The organism is Pseudoalteromonas luteoviolacea H33-S, assembly GCF_001625695.1.
GTDB lineage: Bacteria > Pseudomonadota > Gammaproteobacteria > Enterobacterales > Alteromonadaceae > Pseudoalteromonas > Pseudoalteromonas luteoviolacea_B.
Genome location: NZ_AUXY01000088.1, coordinates 1 through 24,421, shown reverse-complemented (window position 1 = coordinate 24,421; position 24,421 = coordinate 1). Strand labels below are relative to the sequence as shown.

21 protein-coding genes are annotated in these 24,421 nt (G+C 40.5%); 12 read left to right on the top strand and 9 right to left on the bottom strand.

The genetic code is table 11. The features are described 5' to 3' along the window. Positions 1-10: 10 nt before the first annotated feature. From mfd to N477_RS17435, 3 genes are read left to right on the top strand one after another with little or no spacing between them, the layout of a single operon-like run. Positions 11-3,484 carry a transcription-repair coupling factor gene (gene mfd, locus N477_RS17445; RefSeq protein ID WP_063360096.1) on the top strand — a complete coding sequence of 1,158 codons (3,474 nt, stop codon included), beginning with the start codon at positions 11-13 and terminating at the stop codon, positions 3,482-3,484. After that, entirely contained in the window at positions 3,481-4,323 is an 843-nt protein-coding gene (locus tag N477_RS17440; RefSeq protein ID WP_063360097.1) for a CsiV family protein, read from the top strand. Before mfd ends, N477_RS17440 begins: the two co-directional genes overlap by 4 nt. A gap of 13 nt (positions 4,324-4,336) precedes the next feature. After that, the gene (locus N477_RS17435; protein WP_063360098.1) at positions 4,337-4,582 is read left to right on the top strand and encodes a hypothetical protein; all 246 of its coding nucleotides are present in this window, start codon (positions 4,337-4,339) and stop codon (positions 4,580-4,582) included. Here N477_RS17435 and N477_RS17430 read toward each other — a convergent pair. Further along, complete coding sequence (locus N477_RS17430; protein ID WP_063360099.1) at positions 4,577-5,083, bottom strand: GNAT family N-acetyltransferase; 507 nt, start codon at positions 5,081-5,083, stop codon at positions 4,577-4,579. The genes N477_RS17435 and N477_RS17430 overlap by 6 nt on opposite strands. Positions 5,084-5,160: 77 nt before the next feature. Here N477_RS17430 and N477_RS17425 point away from each other — a divergent pair, with 77 nt between their 5' ends. Both N477_RS17425 and N477_RS17420 read left to right on the top strand, forming a co-directional pair. Continuing rightward, a complete protein-coding gene (locus N477_RS17425; RefSeq protein ID WP_063360100.1) occupies positions 5,161-5,370 on the top strand; it encodes a hypothetical protein in 210 nt (69 codons plus the stop codon). Positions 5,371-5,574: 204 nt separating this feature from the next. Beyond that, the gene (locus tag N477_RS17420; protein WP_063360101.1) at positions 5,575-7,083 is read left to right on the top strand and encodes a hypothetical protein; all 1,509 of its coding nucleotides are present in this window, start codon (positions 5,575-5,577) and stop codon (positions 7,081-7,083) included. A gap of 78 nt (positions 7,084-7,161) precedes the next feature. On the opposite strand, the gene N477_RS17415 is transcribed toward N477_RS17420, so the two are convergent. Next, positions 7,162-7,527 carry a hypothetical protein gene (locus tag N477_RS17415; protein ID WP_063360102.1) on the bottom strand — a complete coding sequence of 122 codons (366 nt, stop codon included), beginning with the start codon at positions 7,525-7,527 and terminating at the stop codon, positions 7,162-7,164. 303 nt (positions 7,528-7,830) lie between these two features. On the opposite strand from N477_RS17415, the gene N477_RS17410 reads away from it, so the two are divergent. Genes N477_RS17410 through N477_RS17400 form a run of 3 tightly spaced genes read left to right on the top strand, consistent with a single transcriptional unit; the run spans position 7,831 to position 10,393 of the window. Beyond that, entirely contained in the window at positions 7,831-8,688 is an 858-nt protein-coding gene (locus tag N477_RS17410) for a hypothetical protein (RefSeq protein WP_063360103.1), read from the top strand. 28 nt (positions 8,689-8,716) lie between these two features. After that, positions 8,717-9,511 carry a hypothetical protein gene (locus tag N477_RS17405; protein ID WP_063360104.1) on the top strand — a complete coding sequence of 265 codons (795 nt, stop codon included), beginning with the start codon at positions 8,717-8,719 and terminating at the stop codon, positions 9,509-9,511. Between the two features lie 30 nt (positions 9,512-9,541). Further along, the gene (locus N477_RS17400; RefSeq protein WP_063360105.1) at positions 9,542-10,393 is read left to right on the top strand and encodes a hypothetical protein; all 852 of its coding nucleotides are present in this window, start codon (positions 9,542-9,544) and stop codon (positions 10,391-10,393) included. A 68-nt stretch (positions 10,394-10,461) separates the two neighbouring features. Here the strand turns inward: N477_RS17400 and N477_RS17395 are convergent, their stop codons facing one another. Further along, complete coding sequence (locus N477_RS17395) at positions 10,462-11,556, bottom strand: helix-turn-helix domain-containing protein (protein WP_063360106.1); 1,095 nt, start codon at positions 11,554-11,556, stop codon at positions 10,462-10,464. A 118-nt stretch (positions 11,557-11,674) separates the two neighbouring features. Here N477_RS17395 and N477_RS17390 point away from each other — a divergent pair, with 118 nt between their 5' ends. The 3 genes from N477_RS17390 to N477_RS17380 all read left to right on the top strand — a co-directional run bounded on the left by N477_RS17390 (position 11,675) and on the right by N477_RS17380 (position 15,141). Beyond that, positions 11,675-12,751 (top strand): response regulator, encoded by a 1,077-nt coding sequence (locus N477_RS17390; protein WP_063360107.1) that lies wholly within the window; start codon positions 11,675-11,677, stop codon positions 12,749-12,751. Between the two features lie 582 nt (positions 12,752-13,333). Further along, positions 13,334-14,329 (top strand): ChaN family lipoprotein, encoded by a 996-nt coding sequence (locus N477_RS17385; protein ID WP_081216315.1) that lies wholly within the window; start codon positions 13,334-13,336, stop codon positions 14,327-14,329. A 224-nt stretch (positions 14,330-14,553) separates the two neighbouring features. Then, positions 14,554-15,141 carry a hypothetical protein gene (locus N477_RS17380; protein WP_063360108.1) on the top strand — a complete coding sequence of 196 codons (588 nt, stop codon included), beginning with the start codon at positions 14,554-14,556 and terminating at the stop codon, positions 15,139-15,141. 86 nt (positions 15,142-15,227) lie between these two features. Here N477_RS17380 and N477_RS17375 read toward each other — a convergent pair whose 3' ends face one another. Continuing rightward, positions 15,228-15,701 (bottom strand): Rrf2 family transcriptional regulator, encoded by a 474-nt coding sequence (locus tag N477_RS17375; protein ID WP_269200073.1) that lies wholly within the window; start codon positions 15,699-15,701, stop codon positions 15,228-15,230. Between the two features lie 93 nt (positions 15,702-15,794). Here N477_RS17375 and N477_RS17370 point away from each other — a divergent pair, with 93 nt between their 5' ends. Continuing rightward, complete coding sequence (locus N477_RS17370; RefSeq protein ID WP_063360110.1) at positions 15,795-16,634, top strand: cytochrome b; 840 nt, start codon at positions 15,795-15,797, stop codon at positions 16,632-16,634. A 485-nt stretch (positions 16,635-17,119) separates the two neighbouring features. Here the strand turns inward: N477_RS17370 and N477_RS17365 are convergent, their stop codons facing one another. The 5 genes from N477_RS17365 to N477_RS17345 are packed head-to-tail and all read right to left on the bottom strand — an operon-like array spanning position 17,120 to position 24,253. Continuing rightward, positions 17,120-18,433 carry a sensor histidine kinase gene (locus N477_RS17365; protein ID WP_063360111.1) on the bottom strand — a complete coding sequence of 438 codons (1,314 nt, stop codon included), beginning with the start codon at positions 18,431-18,433 and terminating at the stop codon, positions 17,120-17,122. Then, positions 18,430-19,764, bottom strand: a complete 1,335-nt coding sequence (locus tag N477_RS17360) for a sigma-54-dependent transcriptional regulator (protein WP_063360112.1) — start codon at positions 19,762-19,764, stop codon at positions 18,430-18,432. Before N477_RS17360 ends, N477_RS17365 begins: the two co-directional genes overlap by 4 nt. A gap of 59 nt (positions 19,765-19,823) precedes the next feature. Then, positions 19,824-22,265 (bottom strand): ABC transporter permease, encoded by a 2,442-nt coding sequence (locus N477_RS17355; protein WP_063360113.1) that lies wholly within the window; start codon positions 22,263-22,265, stop codon positions 19,824-19,826. Beyond that, complete coding sequence (locus N477_RS17350) at positions 22,262-22,984, bottom strand: ABC transporter ATP-binding protein (RefSeq protein WP_063360114.1); 723 nt, start codon at positions 22,982-22,984, stop codon at positions 22,262-22,264. Before N477_RS17350 ends, N477_RS17355 begins: the two co-directional genes overlap by 4 nt. 15 nt (positions 22,985-22,999) lie before the next feature. Then, positions 23,000-24,253, bottom strand: coding sequence for an efflux RND transporter periplasmic adaptor subunit (locus N477_RS17345; protein WP_063360115.1), 1,254 nt, complete (start codon positions 24,251-24,253; stop codon positions 23,000-23,002). Positions 24,254-24,421 lie beyond the last annotated feature (168 nt).

Here is a 24,421-nt window from a genome sequence, read left to right as displayed (position 1 = left end):
GGAGTTAAGAATGGCATTAGTGCAGTGGAATGAGCTACCTTGGGTAAAATCAGCAAAGGATAAGATCCATTGGGGTCAATTACTCGGTAGTAGCTTGGCAATTACTATCAGCGAGGGCGTAAAAAAGAATCAATCCCTTGTCGTGTTAGTCACGCCAGACACCCCCAGTGCACTTCGCTTAGAAACTGAGCTCGGTTATTTACTTGGTGAAGACAGCGTCATGGTTTTTCCGGATTGGGAAACCCTCCCCTATGACCATTTTTCGCCGCACCAAGATATTATTTCTCAGCGTTTAGCCAGCCTCAATGCGCTACGCACAAAGCAACAGGGGGTGCTACTCATCCCCGTTGCAACATTAATGCTCAGAACCGCGCCGCCTGAATTTATCTATGGCAATGCGCTGCAGTTTAAAGTGGGCGACACGTTAGATGCGCAAGGTCTCAAAGAAACCCTTACTCAAGCAGGCTATCGTAACGTACAGCAGGTGATGGAACATGGTGAATTCGCTGTGCGCGGATCTATCATTGACCTTTATCCAATGGGAAGTCAGCACCCTTACCGATTAGACTTTTTTGATGATGAGCTAGATAGTATTCGTCTTTTTGACATTGAAACACAGCGTTCAAGCGAGACCATAAAGTCAATTGACTTATTGCCTGCACACGAGTTTCCAACCAACGACAGTGACATTGAGCGCTTTCGTATTCAATACCGCGAAACCTTTGGAGCAAGCTCTGAACAAGACTCCATCTACATGCAGGTAACACGTGGTAATTGGCCAGCAGGTATCGAATACTACTTACCGTTATTTTATGACAAGCTGGCGACCATTTTTGATTATTTACCAAAAGATGCTGTTTTCATGCATCTAGGCGATATCGAGCACGCCGCTGGTGACTTTTGGTCAGATGTCAGCAAGCGATACGAAAACCGTAGAGTTGATCCATTAAGACCATTGCTTGAACCAAAAGAACTTTACCTTAATGTCGAGTCTCTTTTTGAGGCGTTTTCACATTACCCGAGAATTCGATTAAGCCAAGCATCACTTGGGACAAAAGCGGGCCATACAAACGTTAATTCTGCCCTTATTGATGATGTGCGTATTGACCACAAGCAAGCAGATCCGTATTCATCCATTGTGAGTTACATCACTGAACAAAAACAACAAAAAGGTAAAGTACTTTTCAGTGTTGAGTCAGATGGTCGTCGTGAATCATTATTAACGCTTTTAAAGCCAACAGGCTTGAAACTAAAAGAATTCGAGTCCTTTGAAGCATTCATTAAAGGTCGTACAGATGTTGGTTTAGTAGTCAGTCCGCTTGAAGCATCTGTTTTTCTTAATGGCGCGAAACCTTTATCACTTATCACTGAGCAAGAGTTACTGGGGATTAAAGTATCCCAACGCAGACGTCGTAAGCACAAATACGAGCAAGGACAAGATGCCCTGATTCGTAATCTAGCAGAGCTAAAAGAAGGCCAGCCAATTGTACATTTAGACCACGGTGTTGGTCGCTACCTTGGTTTGCAAACCATTGATGCTGCGGGGGTTGCCACTGAGTTTGTGACCATTATCTACTCTGGTGATGCCAAACTTTATGTGCCGGTGTCATCTTTACATATGCTGAGTCGTTATTCTGGCGGTGAAGAAGCTTCTGCCCCACTCCATAAATTAGGTTCAGATGTTTGGGAGAAAGCCAAACGCAAAGCCGCTGAAAAAGTGCGAGATGTTGCAGCTGAACTATTAGATATTTATGCTAAGCGTCAAAGCAAACCAGGCCATCAATTTAAACTTGATGGTGGCGCATATAGAGATTTCAGCAATAGTTTCCCATTTGAAGAAACAGACGATCAGCGCAACGCCATCGAGGCCGTCATTGGTGACATGCAAACTAATCAAGCAATGGACAGGCTCGTATGTGGTGACGTGGGCTTTGGTAAAACAGAAGTCGCCATGCGCGCTGCATTTGTTGCCATAAACGACAATAAACAAGTTGCTGTTCTAGTACCAACAACACTACTTGCACAACAACACTTTGAAAACTTCAAAGACCGCTTTGCCGATCTACCTATCGAAGTCGGCGTACTTTCTCGCTTTAACAGCACAAAAGAACAAAAAGAAACATTAAATGCCTTAGAAGATGGCAAAATTGATATTGTCATTGGCACCCATAAGCTCATTCAAGAAAACATAAAGTTTAAAGACTTAGGCTTATTGATTGTCGATGAGGAACACCGCTTTGGTGTGCGTCAAAAAGAAAAGATTAAAAAGCTACGCGCAGACGTAGACATTTTAACGCTGACAGCAACGCCAATTCCAAGAACGCTTAATATGGCGATGAGTGGTATGCGTGATTTATCTATCATAGCAACGCCACCTGCAAAGAGACTGGCAGTTAAAACTTTTGTACGTGAGCGCAATGACGAACTTATCCGTGAAGCCATCTTACGTGAGATCAAACGAGGTGGTCAGGTTTACTTCCTGCACAACAACGTTGAGACCATCGAAAAAACCGCAGCGGATATCTCAGCGCTTGTACCAGAAGCCAATATCGCTGTTGCACATGGTCAAATGCGCGAACGCGAGCTCGAGCATTTGATGAGTGACTTTTACCATCAAAAGCACAACGTATTGGTATGTACCACCATCATAGAAACAGGTATAGATATTCCAACCGCGAATACCATCATTATGGACCGCGCTGACAAACTTGGCTTAGCACAGCTACACCAGCTTCGTGGCCGAGTTGGTCGTAGCCATCACCAAGCATATGCATATTTATTAACTCGAAATAGCCAAAGCTTGACCAAAGATGCGGTAAAACGACTACAAGCGATCGAATCTCTTGAAGACTTAGGCGCTGGTTTTGCACTTGCAACGCATGATTTAGAGATCCGTGGTGCGGGTGAGCTGCTAGGTGACGACCAAAGCGGTCAAATCCAAACGGTTGGATTTACCTTGTACATGGAAATGCTAGAGCAAGCTGTTCAAGCGCTCAAAGATGGCAAAGAGCCAACGCTTGAGAACTTATTACAGCAACAAAGCGAAGTTGACTTGAAACTACCAGCTCTACTGCCTGATGATTACATCCATGATGTGAATACTCGCCTGAGCATGTACAAGCGCATTGCTACTCTGTCTTCTGAAAATGAGCTGGACGAGTTAAAGGTTGAGCTAATAGACCGCTTTGGCTTATTACCAGATGCTGCTAAAAATATTTTCGAAATACAGCTATTGAAATGTAAAGCACAACAAATCGGAATACAGAAGATTGAAGCGAATCCTAAAGGTGGCTATTTTGAATTTAGTAATAACACCGGTGTTAACCCAACGTTCATCATCGGCTTGATACAAAGCAATCCTGCCATATATCGTATGGAAGGCGCGAGTAAACTACGCTTTAATATAGAAGAAAAAAATGGCCAAGAGCGTTTGAAGCTCATTAACGCCATGATGGATGACTTTCAGAAAAAGGCTGTTGCATGAAGCAATCAATCGTTAAATGGGGACTATTAGCAGCATTGAGCACATCGGCCATGCCTGCTTTTGCCGTGCGCTGGTTTGAAGTTGAGTTAATCGCTTTTTCTCAAAAAGATGCGTCAACCATTAAGGAAGACTTTTCAATTGAAACACCACCGTTACCTACTGAGAAGCGATTAGATTTACTCACGCAGGGTTACAATAATGTTGGTCATCAATCTTGCTTATCAGGCGACCCAAACTATGACCCACGCAGTGTCACTGAAAAGTTTACTAGAGCCCAAAGCTCTTGGTATTGCGATGACGACATTAACTATGTAGAGCGCTATGACATTTTACCTATTGTGCCTGTCAGTGAGCCCCTTGAACATATGCAGTCTATGTATTTGTTGGCACCTGAGCAACTTAAGTTTGAGTCAATACGCAAAAAGCTTGAACGTAAAGGGCATACAGCAATTTTACATACTGGTTGGCGTTTCCCTGATCAAAGCAAAAAACGCGCTCCCAACGTTGTTGTTTATGGCGGTAAAAAGTACGCTGAGCCTGCCAGCTACATCTATAATGAGTCGAGTAACGATAACTTTATCAGCTTACTCAGCACCGAGCCAAAGCCCAACCTAACATCTGGCGGTGACACATTGTGGGAGCTAGATGGCACGATGAAAATTCATATTCGCCACTACTTATATGTGACGAGTAACTTTGACTATCGCTATATGTCGGATACTGGTGAGCTGGAGTCAGCTAGAATGTCACAGTTCACTCGTGTTTATAGTGGCGATATACATTATTTAGATCACCCTAAAATGGGTATTATTTTCCAGATAAGAAAATATAAGCACTAACAGGATCAATAGCATGAAAAAACTTTTAGTCATTGCCGCTTTACTTTCACTTACCGCTTGCTCAAAAGTCAGTATCGAAAACTACGAAAAAATATCTGTTGGTATGGAGAAAGCAGAACTTGAAAAAGTCCTAGGTTCAGCAGATTCATGCGAAGAAAAAACGTTGCATACTAACTGTGTTTGGGGAAATGAATCAAAGAACATTACTGTGACACTGGTTTCTGATCGCGTAACACTATTTAGCAAAAAAGGCCTATAAGGCACGCATCTGTGATTGATTTTGGCAAAGGTGTAAGCGGTATTGCTTATGCTTTTGCTCAAAGCCCAAATGCTTTAATAAATTAATACTTCTTTTATTTTCTTTATCAACATTGGCATTAATTTGCTCAATAAGCGCTTTGGGTAGTACGTTTGTCAATGAATCAACTAGACAGCTAGCCGCTTCGCGCATATACCCATTACCCCAATGCTCAGGTGCGAGTTCATAACCAATTGAAATTTCTGATGTTGACTCTTGATAGTCAAACAAACCAATGGAGCCAATGACAACCCCCTCCTTTAATAGTGCAAAACGAGCTCCAACCCCCTGATAAAAAAGCTCTAAATCACCTTGGATCATGGCCTTGATATCTTGCAAAGATAAGTCAGTACCATAGTCGTTATAGTGACTCACTTTTGGGTTATTTAAAATATTATGCAGCGCGTTACAGTCTCTATAAGAAACGAGGCGTAATATCAGCCTTTTTGTTCGTAGTTCCATCTGGTTTATGGGTCGATTTTTTATTATTTTGGTATAAACTACCCCATCTTATTTGAAAGTCCAGTGAAGATAAAAATATGACGGAAAAAAGTGACGAATTTAAGGTGATCCCCCCGACTACGAAAGTTCTGTGTCCAGAAAAAGGCGAAGGTTGGACCTTAACTGGTATTACAGGCATCGATGAACACACTTCTGTCATGTTCCAAGGTGTTCGCTATACACTCCCTGCAAAATTAATTGTTGATGAACTACTGCCTAACTACTTGGAATCAAAGAAAAACAGCTAAAACTCGCTTTTTTTTAATCCATTAGTTGTATTTTATTGTTGCAATTTTGTTCATAAGAGAGGATGATATAATGAGATTGCAAAGATAATAATGGATGCGTCTGTCTCGAAGGAATAAGAATGCACATCTTACAGAGGATGTAGATGTGTGATTACTTTGTGTTGTGTTAGCTTGCTTAGGATAAACTGAACAGAGTTTGTTACCATGCTAAAAACATCACTAACCATTTTAACCCTCGCAACTGCGTCATTGCCCACCCTTGGCTTTGCAAATACTTGTCACGGCGAATTATTCGGCATCAATGCTGGTCGTGGCGATGTGGGGATTTTATTTGGCTTAAATGAGCAGAATAATAGTGCATATGCACAAACCCTTGCCGAATTTAGCGCCTCCGCGTTAGCTTATGACAGTGAAGATAAGCGCATGTATTACATTTCGGCACCAAGACCCATTGAATACAAAGTAGACATCAGTGGCTTAACAGACCTCACTGAAGAACAAAAGGCGCACTTACCTATTGAAGGGCAGCGTTTTAAGTATCTACGTCTTGCTTATTATGACTTTAATACCAACTCACACACCGTGGTTGACAGAACCACACAAGTTTTGAGTATGGTCTTTGATCCTGACAGTAACGCCCTACTTGGTACTGACTTTAAGAAGCTATATCAAATTAATAAGAATACTGGTGCGGCCACTGAATTAGGTGTCTTGGGTTCATTGAAGGGCAAGTTTAGGGGAGACTTAGTCATTCAAGACGGTAACCTCTATCTAATTACCAGTCGTTCTGTGTATCAAATTGATAGAACTACATACGAAGTCACCAAGCTTGCAAATCACTCATTAACTGCCGCAACCGGAGCCACATTAAACCAAGCGGGAGAGGTCGTGGTTAGTCGAACACTGATCAATGACTATGGTCATGTGAATCGCTCCAAGCTTTATAAAATGAATCCACAGTCAGGTAATACTTGCCTTCTGGCGACTGTACCTGTGAGACTAAACGATCTAGCCACGAACACGCACAATGAAGTTGCATGTTATACCACACCAACGTGTGAAACCGACCCGATCCCTACTTTTACACTGGAAGCTGTTAAAGACTCTGCTTTTGAAGGAGCACAACTAGAATATCAAGTCACTTTAAGTAATGATTACTATCAAGACGTCTCTATTGATTTAAGTATTACGCATGGCACGACCAGCGCGGCGGACTTGGCCTTGAGCCAAACTAGCATAACGATTCCAAACGGTGATACCGTTGCCAGCATAGTGATTGACACGACAGACGACCAAGATTATGAAGGCGACGAGACATTCACTCTTCAAGCAACCGCTGATCAGAATGTGACAGGATCAGCGTCATTACCTGGTACCGTACTTGAAAATGACCCACAGTGTATTCCAGACGAATACACCCGTATCAATTATCAATTTGTTAGGGAAAGCGCAGTCAATAATAATGACTGGGGTATTAGAGTAAACGGTAGTTATGTCAAACTACTAGATGAGTATGGCGGTTCTGGTAGTTACGATGTGCTTGTTGGCAGTAGCTATAACTATGTTCTAGCAATCAACGGCAATAGTAACCATTTAACCACAAATTACGCGGTATATGGTGACAAGCAATACTGGGAAGATCAAAACGACAATGACTACAATGATTTTGTCGTGAGAGTTTGGACTACACCTATTCAAAAAGGATGTGACTAAATTTTACTAATCTAACCTTTGTGCGGTTTGCTGCTTAACTGGCCTTAACAGCAAATCGCTTTTTTACCGAGCAGTCACCTATTCCCAAAATATATAATGTGTTTGCTGCTCAACCCTGTTAACTGACACTTTCACTTTGTAAGTGTACTCATGAAACGACTCAAACTTGACTGCCTCTCGTAAAATGCCTTTTTGATATTTATATTTGATTTGCTCATCTGGCGTCAGCGCTGAATACATTGCGCCAATAGAAGTCTCATGCTTCTGAACTTTTATATCGCTGAGATAATTGCTGAATTGCCTTTGTGTTTGATTTTCAACAGTGACCGGTTTGACACTTGGTATGTCTATTTTATCACTAAAGTCCGAAAATACAGGTGCTGCCAATACGCTAGATGAGACTAAACATCCTAACGTTACATACTTGATATTAGATATAACCATATTTTCTCCTTTTTTATCCTCTCCTTTACTTTAACCATAAAAAGTACAGCAAGACCAGCCTGAAAACGGCTCATTTTCTAGTCCACATTTATGCGCACTGTAATTTAATTAAAATAATTTCAATATATTCATAATGTTATAAAAAACCAAAATAAAAAGAGTCTTCTTAAAACAGTTCGGACGTATCCGAATCACACTCTCGATAAAGTGGCTCCAGTGCTTAGCAACAAGCACCAAACAGTTCATCAAGCTATCTGCACACTAGAAGCAAGATGAGAGAAATATTAAATTGGAGCAATTAATATGAACACATTTAAAAAACTAGCCATTGTAACTGGGCTAACCTGCATATCAATCTCAGCCAGCGCGCATCATTTGAATGCTGATCAACGCGCTAAATTATCGAGCATTTTAGGTTGTATGTCTCAGTCTAATGACACTATCCATATCCATGGTTGTAACTTACAAATTACTAATGGTCTTGGTGAAACTAAATCAAATAATGGTACGGGTAACCTTATCATTGGTTACAACGATGGTGGATCTAACCCACTCGCCCCAGTTGTTACAACATCAGGATCGCACAATCTTGTTATAGGCTATGGACATACGTACACACGTTCTGGTTCTTTGATTGCCGGCACCAAAAATACCGTGCATGCGCCATCAAGCTTTGTTGCTGGGTCGAGTAGCTTAGTTGAAGGAGCAAATGCAGAAAGAGGTACCATCGCAGGTGGTTTAGGTAATACAAACAGAGCTTTTTTAAGCGGTATTTTAGGGGGCAATAGCAACACAATTTCAGATGAGTTTTCTCATGCCATGGTTATTCTTGGCGGTCAAGGTAATGACCTCGATGGCCAATACAGTACCATTGCAGGTGGTGTAAATAACAAAGTCGTTAAAGCGCTGCAAGTCAACATTCTTGGCGGCCAAAACAACACAGCCACTGTACAACAAACAGTTATTGCAGGTGGCCGTTACAACACCGCAGCACGAGAAGCGGCCACTATTTTAGGCGGACAACACAATACAGCTAAAGGTTTCCGTTCAACCATCGCAGGCGGCGCTGACAGACAAACAACCCAGGATCATGAGTTCCGAGCGGGTATTTTCAATTCACAAGACCCATACAGAGCTGACGCTTTAAACCAACAAAACTAATTAAGACAGAACCTTAAGGATAACGAACATGAAAATACTATCAAAAATTGCAGTTGTTGCGCTATCAGCTGCCTCTTTAAACGCGCAAGCAACACTTACTGAACAAGAGCAAACGGCTTTAATTGATATCCTGTCTTGTTTAGAAAGAGTCGATAACACCCTGATTGTGAGTGGCTGTGATGTGCAAGTCATTAATGGCTCTGAAGATAACACAGCTAAAAATGGTAAAGGCAATGTGATCATTGGATACAATGCCCAAACGACTCCTTCGCAACGTGTTGCAACGGGTTCTCATAACTTAATTATTGGTGATGGACATCAATTTAACTCTGCAGGCGCCTTGATTGCCGGTGACAATAATTCAGCATTTGCAGATGCAACAAGCGTTGCAGGTGTGAATAATTATGTCTCTGGACCACACAGTGTAATTTGGGGCGGTGAATCAAATACCGCCGAGGCGACCTTCTCTGCCATTTTAGGTGGTCAACAGAACAACACGCTTCCATTTCATAATTATGCCTTGATTGCAGGTGGTAAAGGCAATACAGCTAAAAACTTCTACGCATCCGTGTATGGGGGTGAAAACAACATAGCAAAAGGTCAAAGCTCTATGATTTTAGGTGGTCAGAATAACTTCACTGAAGGCCCGCTTTCCAGTATCACAGGTGGTCGAAACAACGAAGCAAATGGTGAGCTCAGTGCAGTCCTTGGCGGCGAATTTAACCGTGCAAACGGCTTTACTTCAAGCATCGGTGGCGGCCTCAGTCGCACTATTGGTGGCCATGACGACTATCAAGCCGGCTACTTCTTTTCTGATAAATAACCTAAAAACAACCTATTTTGGAGTAACAACATGTTGAATTTAAAAAAATCATTTGCCCTATTAAGCCTGTCAATCGTCAGCAGCATGACCTTTGCTAACTCACACGACCATGACCATGACCCAGTAGACAGCGACCAAGCACTTCGCGCAATTTTACAGTGCATGAGTAAAGTTGGTAATACGTTAATTATTAACGGTTGCAACCTGCATATTGCCAATGGCACGGGCTACACACACGAAAAAAATAATGTAAGCACAGCCAATGGCGTTGGTAACTTAATTTTAGGCTACAACACGCTTCGATACGGTAGCCAAACGCCTGAACTAGACCGTCGAGGCTCACACAATGTAATTTTAGGTGATGGCCATAGCTATCAGTCTACGGGTACCATTTTGACAGGTAAGAATAATACTGTTACTGGAAAGTCAGGCGTCATCGCAGGTTCAAATAACCACATCAGCGGTTATGGCGCAGCAATTATGTCTGGAAGCAATCACACTGTTGAAGCGGATCATGCCAGTATTTTCGGTGGTACCAACAACACCATTTACTCTGATGCAACTTGGGCCAGTATTTCTGGAGGCGAGACTAACCGAGTATACGCACAGTTTGCGAGTGTTGTAGGAGGAAGACATAACTCTGCTTATGGTTTTGCATCTTCAATCAGCGGCGGTCAATTCAATCAGACGACTGCAAACGCGCCTTATGCAGTTGTTGTAGGTGGTAGCGAAAACAAATCAGGCAGCCCAGCAGCGGTTGTACTTGGCGGACGCTTCAATGAAGCAAATGGTGAAGCTTCAACCGTTGCAGGTGGCTTTAAGCGCTCTACAACAGGTATACATGACTATCGAGCAGGTAGCAATTACTTCTCAAACCAGTAGTAACAATCATCTCCCATCATTCTTCGGTTAAAGCCATCAACTTGATGGCTTTTTTAAGAACGAGCGAATTACTCAACCAATAAATGATTGAGGGAATTACCGGTCCCTTGTGAATTATCATGAAATAAGCCACAGGCTTCTTTTCTGAATTGACTTGGTGTTAAACCAGTATAAGATTTAAACAACTTATTGAATGTGGATTTACTATTGAAGCCTGCATCAAAAGCGACAGCAAGTACTTTGTGCTGAGTTTTACACAATAAAAGCTTGGCTTCATCAACACGGTAACGATTTACAAAGTCATAAAAGTTCATGTTTAAATGTGTATTTAACGTGCAAGAGACTTCAGCAGTCGTTGAGTTAATATGCTTAGCAAGCTCTGAAATACTCAATTGGGGGTTTAAAAAGAGCCTATCACTGCGCATTGAGCTGTTAAGCTGGCGAATAATCTGTTCATATGACTTGCAGTGACTGTTATGTATTTGAGGACTGTCAATGCTCTCACTGAACTCATTCACATTGCCTTGTACATAAAGCGGCTTGATTTGATTAAAGTAGGACAAATAGAAAAGCCAAAAGCTCATAGGCACATAGCTAGCTAAGGCAATAAGTTTACTAACCGGCACAGAGAAAATATCGTTGACAGACAAAAGTAAAAAAACTAAACACCAACAGATAAGCTGAAATCTAGCCATCACGACAAGCCAAGTATAGTTGTCGTATTGCCGATGAGTGACTTCAATTTTAAGTATTGGCCGATGCGTGTTTAAGTAATAGACAATATAAATTGCGTAAGACAGTGCACAGACAACACCAAAGCAAAACTCCCAGGTCATGCTAAACAAATAACTTGCACAGATTGGCAGTGCATGAAAAACATCCTCAAAGGAGACTTTTTTTGCTTCGACTTGGAAGCGAACATAAAAATAGAAAACCAATCCATATAAAGCATCAAATGATATAAAGCTGGTATATGTCATTATATCTGTCATGACAAACGCAACTTGAGTCAGCTCAGTCACAAACAATAATATCCAAATGCTTATGAGACTACATGCCAGGGTTTTCGTTTTAGACAAGAAAAGTAATAGGCTGACAATACACCCTAAAACTAAGCTGAGAATATAAAAATTTCTAATCACATCGGTAACTAGCTCAAACATACTATTTTCCTTATTTTCATTTGCGCTCAAAAGCAGACCGTGCCCCCTCTTAAAATGTTACAAAAATAATTACAAATTTAAATAAATGTGACCTAGAGCACTTTTCCAAAGCATTACCATGAAACATGCAGGTACAGAAATTGCTTTTGTCGTATTGCAGCACATACTTATCTATCAGGGTTCAGTCCAATCTATTCACAAGTTGAATATCATGAAAAAATTCTCTGTGCTTTTGGTCGAAGACAACCAAGTTTATGCAAACCTAGTACAACTTCTAAGTGGAGATAGAGCTGATTTTATATGGTGTAATAGCTTAGAAGCAGCGAATAAAGCATTAGATAAACAGCAATTCGATATCTATCTTCTTGACCTTTATTTGCCAGATGGCGATAGCATAGAATTTTGCCGCAGAATAAACACGCCCAAAAAAGAGGATACGATCACTGTGTTTTTAAGTGGTGAGACTGACTTAGAATGGAGACTAAGAGCGTTTGAAGCTGGGGCAGAAAATTATATACAAAAAGACATTGGCAAAGAGCTTTTAAAAATAAAATTAGACAGCTTATTAGATTACCAAGCGAAGCGATTGCGCGCGCTTAAGCATGCAAAAAAGGACTCACAGATCCAAACGGATAGAACTTTTAGAACACAGCTTGATCACAATGCACTCATACACTTTTACCGTCAATGCTTAAACCTGAACGATATCAACAAATTTTCGGGGTATTTATCATCATTAATGCAAAGCTGGGAGCTAGATTACATTGCCCGCCTAAAGCTCACGGACGGCACTGAATATCATTTTAAAAATAATGATGAAGCTATTTGTGATATGGAACTTGAGCTATTCAATGATTTAGAGGTTAATAGCGCAAACGTACAATCTTTTGGTCAATCTACTTTTTTTAAATATCATCAAGCAGAACTCATTGTTAAAAACATGCCAACCGACAGTTACAACAAAGGCTCATTGATTGATATTTTTCACTATGTTGTCGAAGCAATTGACATCAGACTGAATGAAATTGCCAAGCTGCAGCACATGGACTCAATAATTCAAGATATACAAGCACATTTAAGCGATCGACAAGATGATAAAAGCCTATCATTAGTGAATGAGCTAATAGATGATTTGTCAGCCATCACAACCGAAAAAGATTTAAGTGATGACAATGATGATATGGTTTTTTTCTAACCAATTATAAGCAATATCTAGATAAAACATTCTTCCATTATCTTTGATATTCTAACCAATAATGTAAGCACTCCATTACCATGATTACTCACATGGTGATTCACCAAAGTTTAGTTTATTCTACCAAACTTTAATTTATTTTTTCTGATGGTGCTTCATCAGTAAATGGGATAATCACTGGACCACTGCCGTACCAAAACATGCCATATGTACATGAGTGTATATTTTTCCATTTACCATCTTTATACAAAACACACCTTGCACAAGCTTCAGCGCCACCACTAGGCTCATCATTGTGATTTTTCTAAAGGTACAATACTGCTCACTCTCACAGTCCCACCTTATTGGCGAGCTGTTATAAGTCCAAGGTACCTCGGCGGTAGGCTTACTTGTAACAAACCTAAATCTGACACTTGACGCAGTGGAACTAACTGCGCATCCTCTGTTTTCATTAAACTTCAATTAGTTACAAGATAAAAATAAAACATCTATGTCTTTGGTCAAGCTCGACACAATTAATGAGAACAGTTATCATTACAGGTGGTAAAATCTTCAATTCGAATTTAAGTAACCGGAATTTTAATGAAACAAATCAAGCGTTTTAAAGCCACAGTGATGCTATCAATCCCTTTAATGTTGGCTCAGGGCTGTATGACAACACAACAAGATACCTCCCACTCGAGTCATCTAACCATGTTACATGACTATACGTTGTACGACGCAAATAATGAGCAACCTATCACAACTAAAAAGCTAACTGAGAAGTTAAAAAACGCAGACGTAATTTTTGTGGGTGAATACCACAGCCACAGTGCCTCTCACCTTTTACAGGCAAATTTACTGCCCTTAATATTCCAACAAAACCCAAAATTAAAACTGAGCTTTGAGCAATTTACACGCGATAAACAACATATATTAAATCAATACTTAAACAACGAAATTGGCGAACAGACATTGATTAAACAAGCTGATGCTTGGGACAACTATCAAAGTGACTACCGCCCTTTAGTGGAATTTGCACGTGAAAATAAGCTAGATGCCATTGCCGCCAACACCCCGCTAAGCGTTGTTAGGTGTATTGCACGCAAAGGCCCTGAATATATTAAAGAATTTACAGCGTCACAGAAAAAATGGGTCGCAGAGGATATAACCACCAGCTCATCAGCGTACCAAGAAAAATTTATGGCGGCTATGAGCCATCACGGATCGAAGACGACTAAATCAAGCCCTGTGAAACTCAGTAATAGCTTTTATGCTCAGCTGGCACGTGACAATACCATGGCGGAATCAATTTTTAATGCACTAAAACAATCTGAAAATAGCCAAGTAATTCACTTTAATGGCGCTTTCCACAGTAACTACCACCTGGGCACCGTCGATGCGCTTAAGCGACTTGATCCTGACCTCAAAATTACAGTTATTAGCCCACAATTTATAAACGACCAAATCGATTGGTCTGTTGGTGATTTTGTATATACTATAAAACCATTACCAGAACGTTATATTAACAAAGAAAATTTGAATCTCGCTGTGAAAGCAATGATGGAAAAACGTAAACTTACCCAATGCAAATTATAATGTTATTGCTAGAGATGAACTTAAGATAAGTAGCTATCGCCTTCAAATTTTACCAATGATAGGGTTACACTTGGCACTCCAATTGGATAAGGACATCCGCTTTAAATTGATTGATATCATAATTTTCTGGCCCTATCAATCAAGCCAATTTTGGGAGTCACTCTAGCTCTAAAAAGGACCTAAACTTAGCAATAAAAAGATAAACAATGAATGAGTAATTACACATGGATCCTTTAGAAAAGCTGACCGAAAAAAACAAGAAACATGAAAGAATAAAACAAAATGAGCGAATAGAAGTGGCTCGACACTTACCACTTATAACTCTTTATATCATTATTTATCTATCAATCTATGTGTTTCTCAGTGTTGATAACTTTGCACCTAACACTGATAGTTTATTAGGAATGTCAAAGCAAGTATGGCTTTTTGCAATGATAATAAGCGGTGGCTTCGGTGCAATACTTTTTATTGGCAGTATAGCATCGGTCATTTGGTTTTTTCTTGTATCAAGCTATATCGAATTCAAGCGTATACCAAAAAGGGCTATTTTAATTCTTTTACTTGCTAAAGTATCAAGCTTTTGTTTCTTTATGCTAGGAAGTTATCTCGACACTATAATAAATATCAATTCACAGTTAATTGCAAAATTTATGAATTTTGGTTATGAAACCACACCATTTTTAATCACTCTGCCAGCAAATATGTTTATAGCTGGGGTCGCTCTAATTTTTCTTAAAATATTAATATCTATCGCATCCATTCCATTAGATGCGAAAAAGCATGCAGAAAAACTTACCGCTCTATATAAATAACTGTTGGCCGAACTACACTAGCCTGCAATATAAATTTGCATTAAGTGGTCCAATACAAAATATAGACCCCCAATATGCGCCGTACGCTAGGCCACGTCAGTAGTATGTTGTTCAAGCCATAAACCAATGTCTTGTTTGCGATTTTCAGTGGCATCACTTGCTCCCGCCGCAACAAGGTCGATTAGCTTTACTTGCGCCAACGAATTTCTGTATTCAACCTCAGCACGAGCAAACGCAGACGCAATGTGGCATGGTCCAGCACACTCTTTTTCTGAGGCGCCGCAAGGGCCATTTCGCCTTACTTCAGTACACCTAAAACTAGGCGTAGTTCCTTCAACTGACGCTGTGATATCCCAAAGTGAAATTAGGTCTGCACTTTTAGCCAACCGATATCCCCCTTTTGCGCCCCGATGCGTCAGCACAATACCAGCTCGACTCAGAGCCTGTAACTGTTTCGCTAAATAGGGTGCTGGAACACCTAAAAATTCTGCAAGCGACTCTTTTGACAATGCGCGTTTAGGGGGCAATAGCGCCAAAATAGCGCAAGCGTGTGCAACCAGATTAACTATCTACAAATCTGGTTATTGTATTTCAGTAAAATTAGCGAGTCGAACCATTTACTCAGATACAAACCAGTACTTCTAAGGAACACCATGATCTTATTGATAATTGTATCGATTTTTATATCTGTTATCGCGCTGTTATCTATGATATTTGGCGAAGCTATCCAAGATTTATCAGAGCGTCTTCCTGGGCACAGTGAAAGTATCATTTCATTGACAATTATACTTAGCTCACTCTGTACTGCTTGGTTTATCAATCATCGTAAATCTAAAATTAGAGCCTTTGGCACTTTACTCGCTTCGACCGGTTGTTTAGCAATTGCAAGTTGGTTTTTTCTGTTTATTATCAACACTGGCTTTCTAACCAACCCGAAACCCTATGATACGCCACTAGACGCTTTTAAACCGACTCTTTTGTGGCTTCAGTGCACATTTGCGCTTACGGTTGGTATTGCTTTACTTTATGTCGCTTACAAGCAGAGTCGCTCCGGCACTCCTTTACCCTTAAAAAATACAAATGACGATAGCAAATATGGATTAGTTGCTAGAGCGCTGCATTGGACAACGGCATTTTTATTTATATTAATGATCCCCTTGGGTATTTTCGCAACAATCATCCCCGAAGGAACCCCTTATCGAATTGAGTATTATGTTGTTCATAAAACCATAGGTGTTCTAATATTTGCACTGGTAATCATTCGCCTTATTTGGAAGCTATATAGCCACCAGCCAAAATCTGTGGAAGGGCTTAGCACCTTTGAGCGTATACTTTCACGTGCTGTCCATGCATTGCTCTATTTGTTTTTACTGGCGTTACCCATCTCGGGATTCATCATGACCAGTTACTTTGGGGCCCCCACCTATTTATTTGGTTGGGAAGTTCAGCCACTTTGGCAACCCAGTGAGCGTGGCGTGATCATTTGGGGGTAATACACAAGTACTTATTACCTTACTTAATCTATCTTATACTTGGCGCACATATTTTAGGCGCACTCAAACATCATTTATTTGATAAAAAAACCAAGGTGCTAAATAGGATCCTAGGGTAGCCCATTGGTAAATTAACCAAAATAGAAACAGACATACTAAGAGCTCTATGTTTACTATCTAAGAGCTCTACTCTGCTCTTCACACTTGAGTTTGGTCAATCCATAGATTAGTCGACATTACTAAATAACATACTGATTAATAAAATATTAGTGTAGCAATCTTGAAATGGTTTTTGAGTCATCTGCATAAACTCTTGCCTCAGCTCTCGGTACTCTCGTGTCAATTCACAGGACATGGTAGAGAATGAAACACTACAAAGCGTGATTAACATACTTATGAGAATCAATTTATAAAGATGCAAAATTCAGCTACTTTAATGAATATATACGCTTTTTTTATAAGGAGTCTGAATAAAACCCTTCAAACTAAAAAGACGAAGTGGAGCCTAGTTCTTTAGAAAAATTGGGTAACTGAATCGTTGCGATAGCACCATTACTATCAACTCTGCTTTTTAATGTTAACTCGCCACCTTGCGATCGAATAATTTCTCGGCTTAATACCAATCCAATGCCATTACCCTGCTCTTTTGTTGAATAAAAAGGCGTGAACAAATTATCTGTATTTGATACACCTTCACCTCTATCTAATACTTCAAAACAACTTTGTGACTCAGAGAGTTTTATGACCAATATTACTTCAGTCTCACCTGCTACCTCATTCGCTTCCTCAGCATTTTTGACTAAGTTAATTAATGCCTGTTCTAACTGCTCAACATCACAATATGCAGTCAACTCTTGTTCAGAAACTTGTTTTATAAATACGTTGGGGAATAAGGCTTGTAAACGCTGATGCAGATCAGTGGCTGCAACAAAGTGCTTTTTAGGCTCAGGCAGTTGAGATAACTTGGAATAACTAGATACAAAATCAAGTAAGTGCTCGGCACGCTTTTCGATCACTCCTAACATAGTATGTTTTAAGTCATTATTTGTATTCCTTGGCAGTACTTTTAATGATTGCGCCATAGAATAAATTGGCGTAAGCGAGTTTCTCACTTCATGGTTTAACACCCGAACCAACTTTTGCCATGCTTGCTGTTCATTTTTTCGAAGCTGTTGTTCAATTGACACATACACCATCAATCTATAGTGTCTTTGCCCCCTTAACAGCGTATGTTCCACGACTTTAAAACGCTGATTATCGACTGTTGTTTGCCAGCGACCATTTACCTTTTCAAGCGCCAATTGTGAGACATTAAACCCCGTAATATTAGCGCCTTGATAAAAGCGTCCAGCAGCTATGTTGTAATGATAAACTTGAAAGTGATGATCGAGCACCACAATGGGCAAATCAAGTTCGTTTATAAAATCAAAAATAAACGACTCATTTTGAGCATACTCTTGACGCTTGTGTTTCATTCGCCAAGCAATCGATCTCAAGTCACTTTTCACCTGAGCAACACGCCCCTGCCGATATTGGGCTAATTGCCATATGGTAAACTCCTCATTTGCTAGGCTTTCGATCTGGATCGAGATCCCATCTAAGCAAGAACATACGCACTCGTATATTTTATAACTCGCGATAATGCTCGGTAACATAACCGCTAAAAATAAGGTCAAGGTCTCCAAAGCGTCTAACTTAAAATGTGTCGAAATAAAGAGTATCAACAGGAGTAAAGTACAAATAGGTATACTAAAAAGCCAAACTAAGCTGCGTTCTAACGATGTTGTTTTTAGCTTCATTGCGTACCTTTCACCTGAATACTAAATTTATCAATTCGTCGATAAATCGCAGATTTACTCAGACCCAAGAACTCTCCCGCCTTAATCACATTGCCATCAAAATGATTTATCGCTTGAGTAATTAGCCTTTGTTCGGCTTGCTCTAACGACATCAGGGGTACATGGTTCACTTCTTTTTTACTGCCTTGCGTAATTTGAATATCATCAGCTTCTATAACATTACCTTGAGCCATAATTACTGCACGTTCTAAAACATGGGAAAGCTCGCGGATATTGCCCGGCCAATGGTATTCTTTAAGTTTGTTGAAGGCGCGTTGCGTTAAAGTCAGTGGGTCTTGACCATACTTCTTTGCATGATGATATAAAAAGTGATGTGCAAACTCCGCAAGCTCATCCAAACGCGACCTCAGAGGCGGCAACTCAATAACGAGCGTATTGAGGCGAAATAGGAGATCTCTTCTAAATTTCCCTTCATCAATAAGCTTATCCAAATCAGCATTTGTAGCAGAAATAACCCGAGCATTACTTCGTTTAGATTTAGAGCAACCAACTTCCTCGTACTCCCCGCTTTCCAGCACACGCAAAAGCTTTGCTTGCAACGGTAAAGTTAAGCACCCGACCTCATCTAAAAACAAACTAGAGTCATTGGCTAACGTAAACCGACCAATTCGATGTTCCTTTGCATCTGTGAATGCACCTTTTTTATGGCCAAACAACTCACTTTCAAATAAATTGTCAGGGATCGCAGCCATATTCACGCTTACCATATCTTTGGTCGCACGATGACTGTGTTGGTGGATGAACTTCGCTAACATACTTTTACCAGTGCCGTTTTCACCGGTTATCAATATATTTGCATCGGTTTTAGCGATACGCTTGGCTTTTTCAATTAACAAATGACTGGTTGTACTAAAGGCACCAAATACGTCTTGCTCTTTGGTATTTGAAGAGGCGTCGGGCTGCTCTACACTCTTTTTTACAGCATCTATTAGCCTGTTATTTTTCCAAGGCTTTTCGATAAAGTCACACGCGCCCTTTTGCATTGCTTGAACAGCAAGCTCAATTTTCGCCCACCCCGTTATCACGATAACGGGAATAGCTAAACCCCGAGCTCTTAAACTTGATAAAAAAGCCAGTCCTTCATGCCCGGATGTCGTATCCTGACTAAAGTTCATATCCAATAAAATCAAATCAACTTTATCTTTAGCCAAACAAGTCAACGCTGTATTTGGATGATCCGCCTCCAAGCATTGAAACCCATGGCTTTCAAGCACAATCCGTGCACTTAAACGCACGTCGATAAGATCATCTACAATTAATACTGTTTTCATACTGCCTTTCTAATTCTTATTTTGGGCTAAAACATTGATGCTTTAGCCCACCACTCTATCTAATTTTGGCGAAGTGAAGCCATCGGCTTCGAACCTAATATTTTGCTCATAGGGTATAAAGTCGCAAACAGTGCAAACAATACAATTCCCATACACACAGCTGTCAACCAAATGGAGTTAAGTAGCATATAGTCACTCACGTGCTCCATAAATTTACGATAGCTGGATACACACACTAATATTGCCAATATAAATGCACTCGCCAAGGGTAATATAGTGTCTTTAGCTAACTGTTTATACAGACTTTTGCTTTTTGCTCCTAAGGCCATTCGAATACCCAACTCGTAGCGGCGTAAACCCAGGTTGTAGCTAAGCACCCCATAAATACCAACACCGGCAAGAATTAGAGTGAACATCGCTAGTACAATAGTGAGATTACGTGTAATACGCTCCATGTGCGTCATCTTGCCATACTCATGGTGCATATCTGTTAGCCTCCAAACGTGTGCTCGGGGATCAATGTCCCTACCCGCTTGAAATACCAGCTCACGGCTTAAGCTTCTTCCCTCTTTCATTTTTACAATATAAGGAAAAGAATAGGGCTGAGCCGCCCACCAGAATTGGCGCCCTTGGTGTCTACCAAAAGATTTCGGATGATTAAAGTTTTCCGTGATACCCACTACCTCTACGGGATTATCAGGGTCATAACTAACAAAAGTCTCTCCAATTAAACTGCCGTCTGGTTTAAGCAAATCATTAACTGCCTTTGAAACCAAAAACTCATATTTTTCACCGCGGATTGCCGCCTCACTAAATGTTCTTCCTTCAATGATTTTAAGGCCCGTGACGTCAAAATAATCTCGACCAACCCAAGCTTGCGGAATAAACACACTCTCTTTCCCTGCCATATCGGTCACTGTGCTTGCAATCACATTCATTTCAACAGGACTTCCTCCATGTGCCACTTTCTCAACTCCATTAATATTCAGAAGTGCATTCTTAAAAGTGTCGATATAGTGATAACGTTCAGGGACACTTTCTTCGATACCTTGTATAAAAAACTGAACTGTATACAGATTTTCTGTTTCACTACCAAGTGGCCGGTTAAGTGTTTCTAGACTTTTGCTTAATACCATGGTCGCACAGATTACTAAGACTGTAGCTAAAAATAACTGCCCCCCGACCATCCACTTTATTATGTGGGCACTCACCTGACTAATCGCCCCTTTTCCAGAAGACTGGAGCTGGATACGAAGCTTACCAAAATCAATTAACCGACTGGTTATTACAGCAAATAAAAAAGACAGCAACAGACAAGCAACCAATGCACTTGTAAGCACAGTGATATCAAGAGAAAGATCAGAGATTAAAGGTAAAAACCCTTCACTGATAGAAACAAAAAGTTTAATTCCCCATGCAGCCAAAAACAATGCCACCAGCACGGATACTGCCATTAACACACTTGTTTCTAATAAAATACTCTGAAACAATATTCGCCGTTTAGCTCCCAATACAGCTTGAAGCGCTAATTGCTTATGTTTTACAACCGCTCTGGATATGAACAAATTACTCACATTTAATAATGCGATACACAGTAATCCTGTGACTCCAGCCAGTAACAAAATTGCTAAATTATCATTATTACCCAGTTCCGCCTCACGAAAACTCGTTATAATGGGTTTCAAGTCTACTAAGCTAGGAAAGTCTTCTTTCCATTGTGCTTTCACTTGCTGAATAGATTGATACAGATGCGTTTGAGCACTGTTGTGTGTTTCCCCGTGTTTTAAAATCCCCACTAACTTAAGTGTACCGAATAAACTTGACCAAGGGCTGCGATTTTCTTCACGGAAATAACGTACGTCTGAGGAAAAGTTAAACCATACTTGCGCTTTTCCATCGTTAAACATAAATGGGTCGACAAATTCTTTTGCTGCAACACCAACGACTTTAAATGAATTCTCTCGTAAACCGTCAGTTTGTAAAGTTTGGCCAATAACAGAGTCATCGCCATCAAAATACCGTTGCCAAAAAGTATAAGAAATAACGACCTCTTGCACTTTTTCCTCAAGTTTAGAAACAGGGGTTATATGGCGGCCCAATACCAATGGGACTTTAAATAGCTCGTAGTATTCACTTGTCGCGTACGTCACATGAATTTTAGGCTGTCCTGGTAGACTGGTAATAATTCGTTGTGCGGTACTGACTGCAGCCGCTTTTTCAAACACTTGCTGAGTGTTATACCAATGCTCGATCGATTGAAAGCTCTGATAGCCTGAACTGTTTTTATCCTCATAAATATTATCTTGTTCGACAATCACTAATCGTGATTCATTTTCAACATTGAGGGGCTTTATAAAATAACTGCTAAAAAGGCTCATTACGACGAAAAAACAAGCTAGCGTCAGTGACAGAGTTAATATTATAGAAGCGGAGAACCCTTTGGCTTGACCAAGAGAATTAACAGCTAATTTTAATTGATTAATAAAGCGAACTATATTCATGCCATCTTCCTCAACGCTTTAGACCCTAATTCACTTGTATTTAATACTGCACCATCAAATAACTTAATCTGCTTTTTTGCATACCCAGCGTATCGTGGATCATGGGTCACCATGCAAATTGTTGTGCCTTGTTGATTCAAAGATTCTAGGATGGCCATAACCGCGTCCCCATTTTTGGAGTCTAAGTTTCCCGTAGGTTCATCAACCAATAAAATACTCGGCTCGCCTGCCAAAGCACGAGCGATCGCGACACGCTGTTGTTGCCCACCTGATAGCTGGTTAGGTTTATGATTTGCTCTGTGCTCAATTTCCACTTGACTCAAAGCGCGGGTGACTCGCGTATTGATATCCTCTTGACTCAAAGCTTGCTCACGATAAATGAGTGGCAATGCAACATTATCAAAAACAGATAACTCATCAATTAAATTAAATGACTGGAAAATAAAACCAATATGCAGATTTCTAAGCTCTGCAAGGGTATCCGCATCTAAACTCCGGGTATCCACCCCCTCAATTTTGTATGAACCATCTGTAATATCGTCTAGCAGTCCCATCAAACTTAGGAGTGTCGACTTACCACAGCCGGAAGGCCCGCTAATTGAAATGTAGTCGCCTTTATGGATGCTTAAGTTGATATCTGTGAGTGCATGGGTTTCTACATCTTTACTTATATATACTTTCGAGACATTGATAAGCTCGATAACTGGAGTATTAGCCATGGTGTTTCCTTATAATTATTGCGTTATTGTTATTTGTGCGAGGTGTTTAAAGTCAGACATATCAGAGATCACAACTTGCTCGCCGGCTTGTACACCAGATCGAATTTCGATGGCGCTACCAGCGAGTGTACCAAACTCTATGGGGGTTTTAACGAGTTGATTTGTATTTAAATTAAGTACAAATAATGATGCATTACTTTGCTCAGAAATATAACTTGGCTTTTGCAAAGAAAGCGCATTGGACTTGATATCTGTGATGATCCGCCCTTCAATCGACAACGATGGCCTTGCGTTATCCGGCAAAGCACCTGTAAGTTCCAACTCAATAGCTATGCGCCCATCCCTGACAACAGGATCGATGCGCTTGACTCGCGCTTCTACCTCCGCACTAAAAGTATTGATAATCCCAATTTGGCCTTCTTTAACCCTACTCGCTTGCTTCTGTGGAACCTGAAGATCTGCTAACAAAGCAGATTCGCTGCCAACCAAAGCCAAAGGCGCCCCCACTTGAACAGATTGGCCTTGCTCTACATTCACTTCTTGAAGCATGCCGTTGATACCGGCACGCACTTGCAATTTATTGACATCCTGCTGTGCTGCAGTAAAGCTCAGTTCCACTTCGCGCATTAGTTCTTGTTCTATTTGCAGTCTTTGCGCGTGCAATGCCTCAGTTTGAGTTAGTTGTAATTCGGCTAATTTAACCCGCTGGGTGAGTTGATCCACCTCTAACTGAGAACGCTTGTGGTCAAGTATCGATACTATGCCTGTTGCAATCAATTTTGCTTCTGCTTCTTCGCGGTTTTGTGCATTCGCAAGCTCACTTTTTAGCAACGTAAGTTGACCTTGTTGCGCCAATAAAGCATTGTGCTGACTCAGTTTTAACGCTTCAAAAGTGGCTTTTTGTCTTGCGAGTGCAAGCCGACTTCTATTTAAAGCTTGTACTAGTTCCGGGTTTGACAAGCGCATAATGATAGTGTCGGACTGCACACGACTACCGGGTAGATAAAAGATCTCTTCTACTTGCGTGCGATGGCTTGCTGTAATAAATCGACTTTGTTTAGAGCGAAGAGTCCCATAACCTGATACTGCTAGATTCAGTTTACCCCTTTGTACTTCAGCGAGTACCAAGCTATGCAAATCAAGATCTTTTTTATCAAAATCTGAAAATGCCAACGCAATTAATGCAATACAACCAGTTATACCGAAGAAAGCTATTTTTAAGTGAGGCGTGTGTTTTTTATTTTTAGAAAGCGAGTCTTTAATATCCATGCTCAGTCTCAGTAATTATTTCTAAATTACTAGAGCCAATTACATGCCAAATTTAAGACCCTGATTTAAAATGATTTTTAATTTTTCGGCTTTCAAACCTTCCCGGTTTCGGGAATTTTAAAATAATTATGGGATTGAAATATATGGAGGCAGGGCAAGATCATGAAC

Coding starts and splice junctions, on each gene's coding strand:
- mfd (WP_063360096.1), top strand. CDS start 11: ATGGCATTAGTGCAGTGGAATGAGCTACCTTGGGTAAAATCAGCAAAG.
- N477_RS17440 (WP_063360097.1), top strand. CDS start 3,481: ATGAAGCAATCAATCGTTAAATGGGGACTATTAGCAGCATTGAGCACA.
- N477_RS17435 (WP_063360098.1), top strand. CDS start 4,337: ATGAAAAAACTTTTAGTCATTGCCGCTTTACTTTCACTTACCGCTTGC.
- N477_RS17430 (WP_063360099.1), bottom strand. CDS start 5,083: ATGGAACTACGAACAAAAAGGCTGATATTACGCCTCGTTTCTTATAGA.
- N477_RS17425 (WP_063360100.1), top strand. CDS start 5,161: ATGACGGAAAAAAGTGACGAATTTAAGGTGATCCCCCCGACTACGAAA.
- N477_RS17420 (WP_063360101.1), top strand. CDS start 5,575: ATGCTAAAAACATCACTAACCATTTTAACCCTCGCAACTGCGTCATTG.
- N477_RS17415 (WP_063360102.1), bottom strand. CDS start 7,527: ATGGTTATATCTAATATCAAGTATGTAACGTTAGGATGTTTAGTCTCA.
- N477_RS17410 (WP_063360103.1), top strand. CDS start 7,831: ATGAACACATTTAAAAAACTAGCCATTGTAACTGGGCTAACCTGCATA.
- N477_RS17405 (WP_063360104.1), top strand. CDS start 8,717: ATGAAAATACTATCAAAAATTGCAGTTGTTGCGCTATCAGCTGCCTCT.
- N477_RS17400 (WP_063360105.1), top strand. CDS start 9,542: ATGTTGAATTTAAAAAAATCATTTGCCCTATTAAGCCTGTCAATCGTC.
- N477_RS17395 (WP_063360106.1), bottom strand. CDS start 11,556: ATGTTTGAGCTAGTTACCGATGTGATTAGAAATTTTTATATTCTCAGC.
- N477_RS17390 (WP_063360107.1), top strand. CDS start 11,675: ATGAAACATGCAGGTACAGAAATTGCTTTTGTCGTATTGCAGCACATA.
- N477_RS17385 (WP_081216315.1), top strand. CDS start 13,334: ATGAAACAAATCAAGCGTTTTAAAGCCACAGTGATGCTATCAATCCCT.
- N477_RS17380 (WP_063360108.1), top strand. CDS start 14,554: ATGGATCCTTTAGAAAAGCTGACCGAAAAAAACAAGAAACATGAAAGA.
- N477_RS17370 (WP_063360110.1), top strand. CDS start 15,795: ATGATCTTATTGATAATTGTATCGATTTTTATATCTGTTATCGCGCTG.
- N477_RS17365 (WP_063360111.1), bottom strand. CDS start 18,433: ATGAAGCTAAAAACAACATCGTTAGAACGCAGCTTAGTTTGGCTTTTT.
- N477_RS17360 (WP_063360112.1), bottom strand. CDS start 19,764: ATGAAAACAGTATTAATTGTAGATGATCTTATCGACGTGCGTTTAAGT.
- N477_RS17355 (WP_063360113.1), bottom strand. CDS start 22,265: ATGAATATAGTTCGCTTTATTAATCAATTAAAATTAGCTGTTAATTCT.
- N477_RS17350 (WP_063360114.1), bottom strand. CDS start 22,984: ATGGCTAATACTCCAGTTATCGAGCTTATCAATGTCTCGAAAGTATAT.
- N477_RS17345 (WP_063360115.1), bottom strand. CDS start 24,253: ATGGATATTAAAGACTCGCTTTCTAAAAATAAAAAACACACGCCTCAC.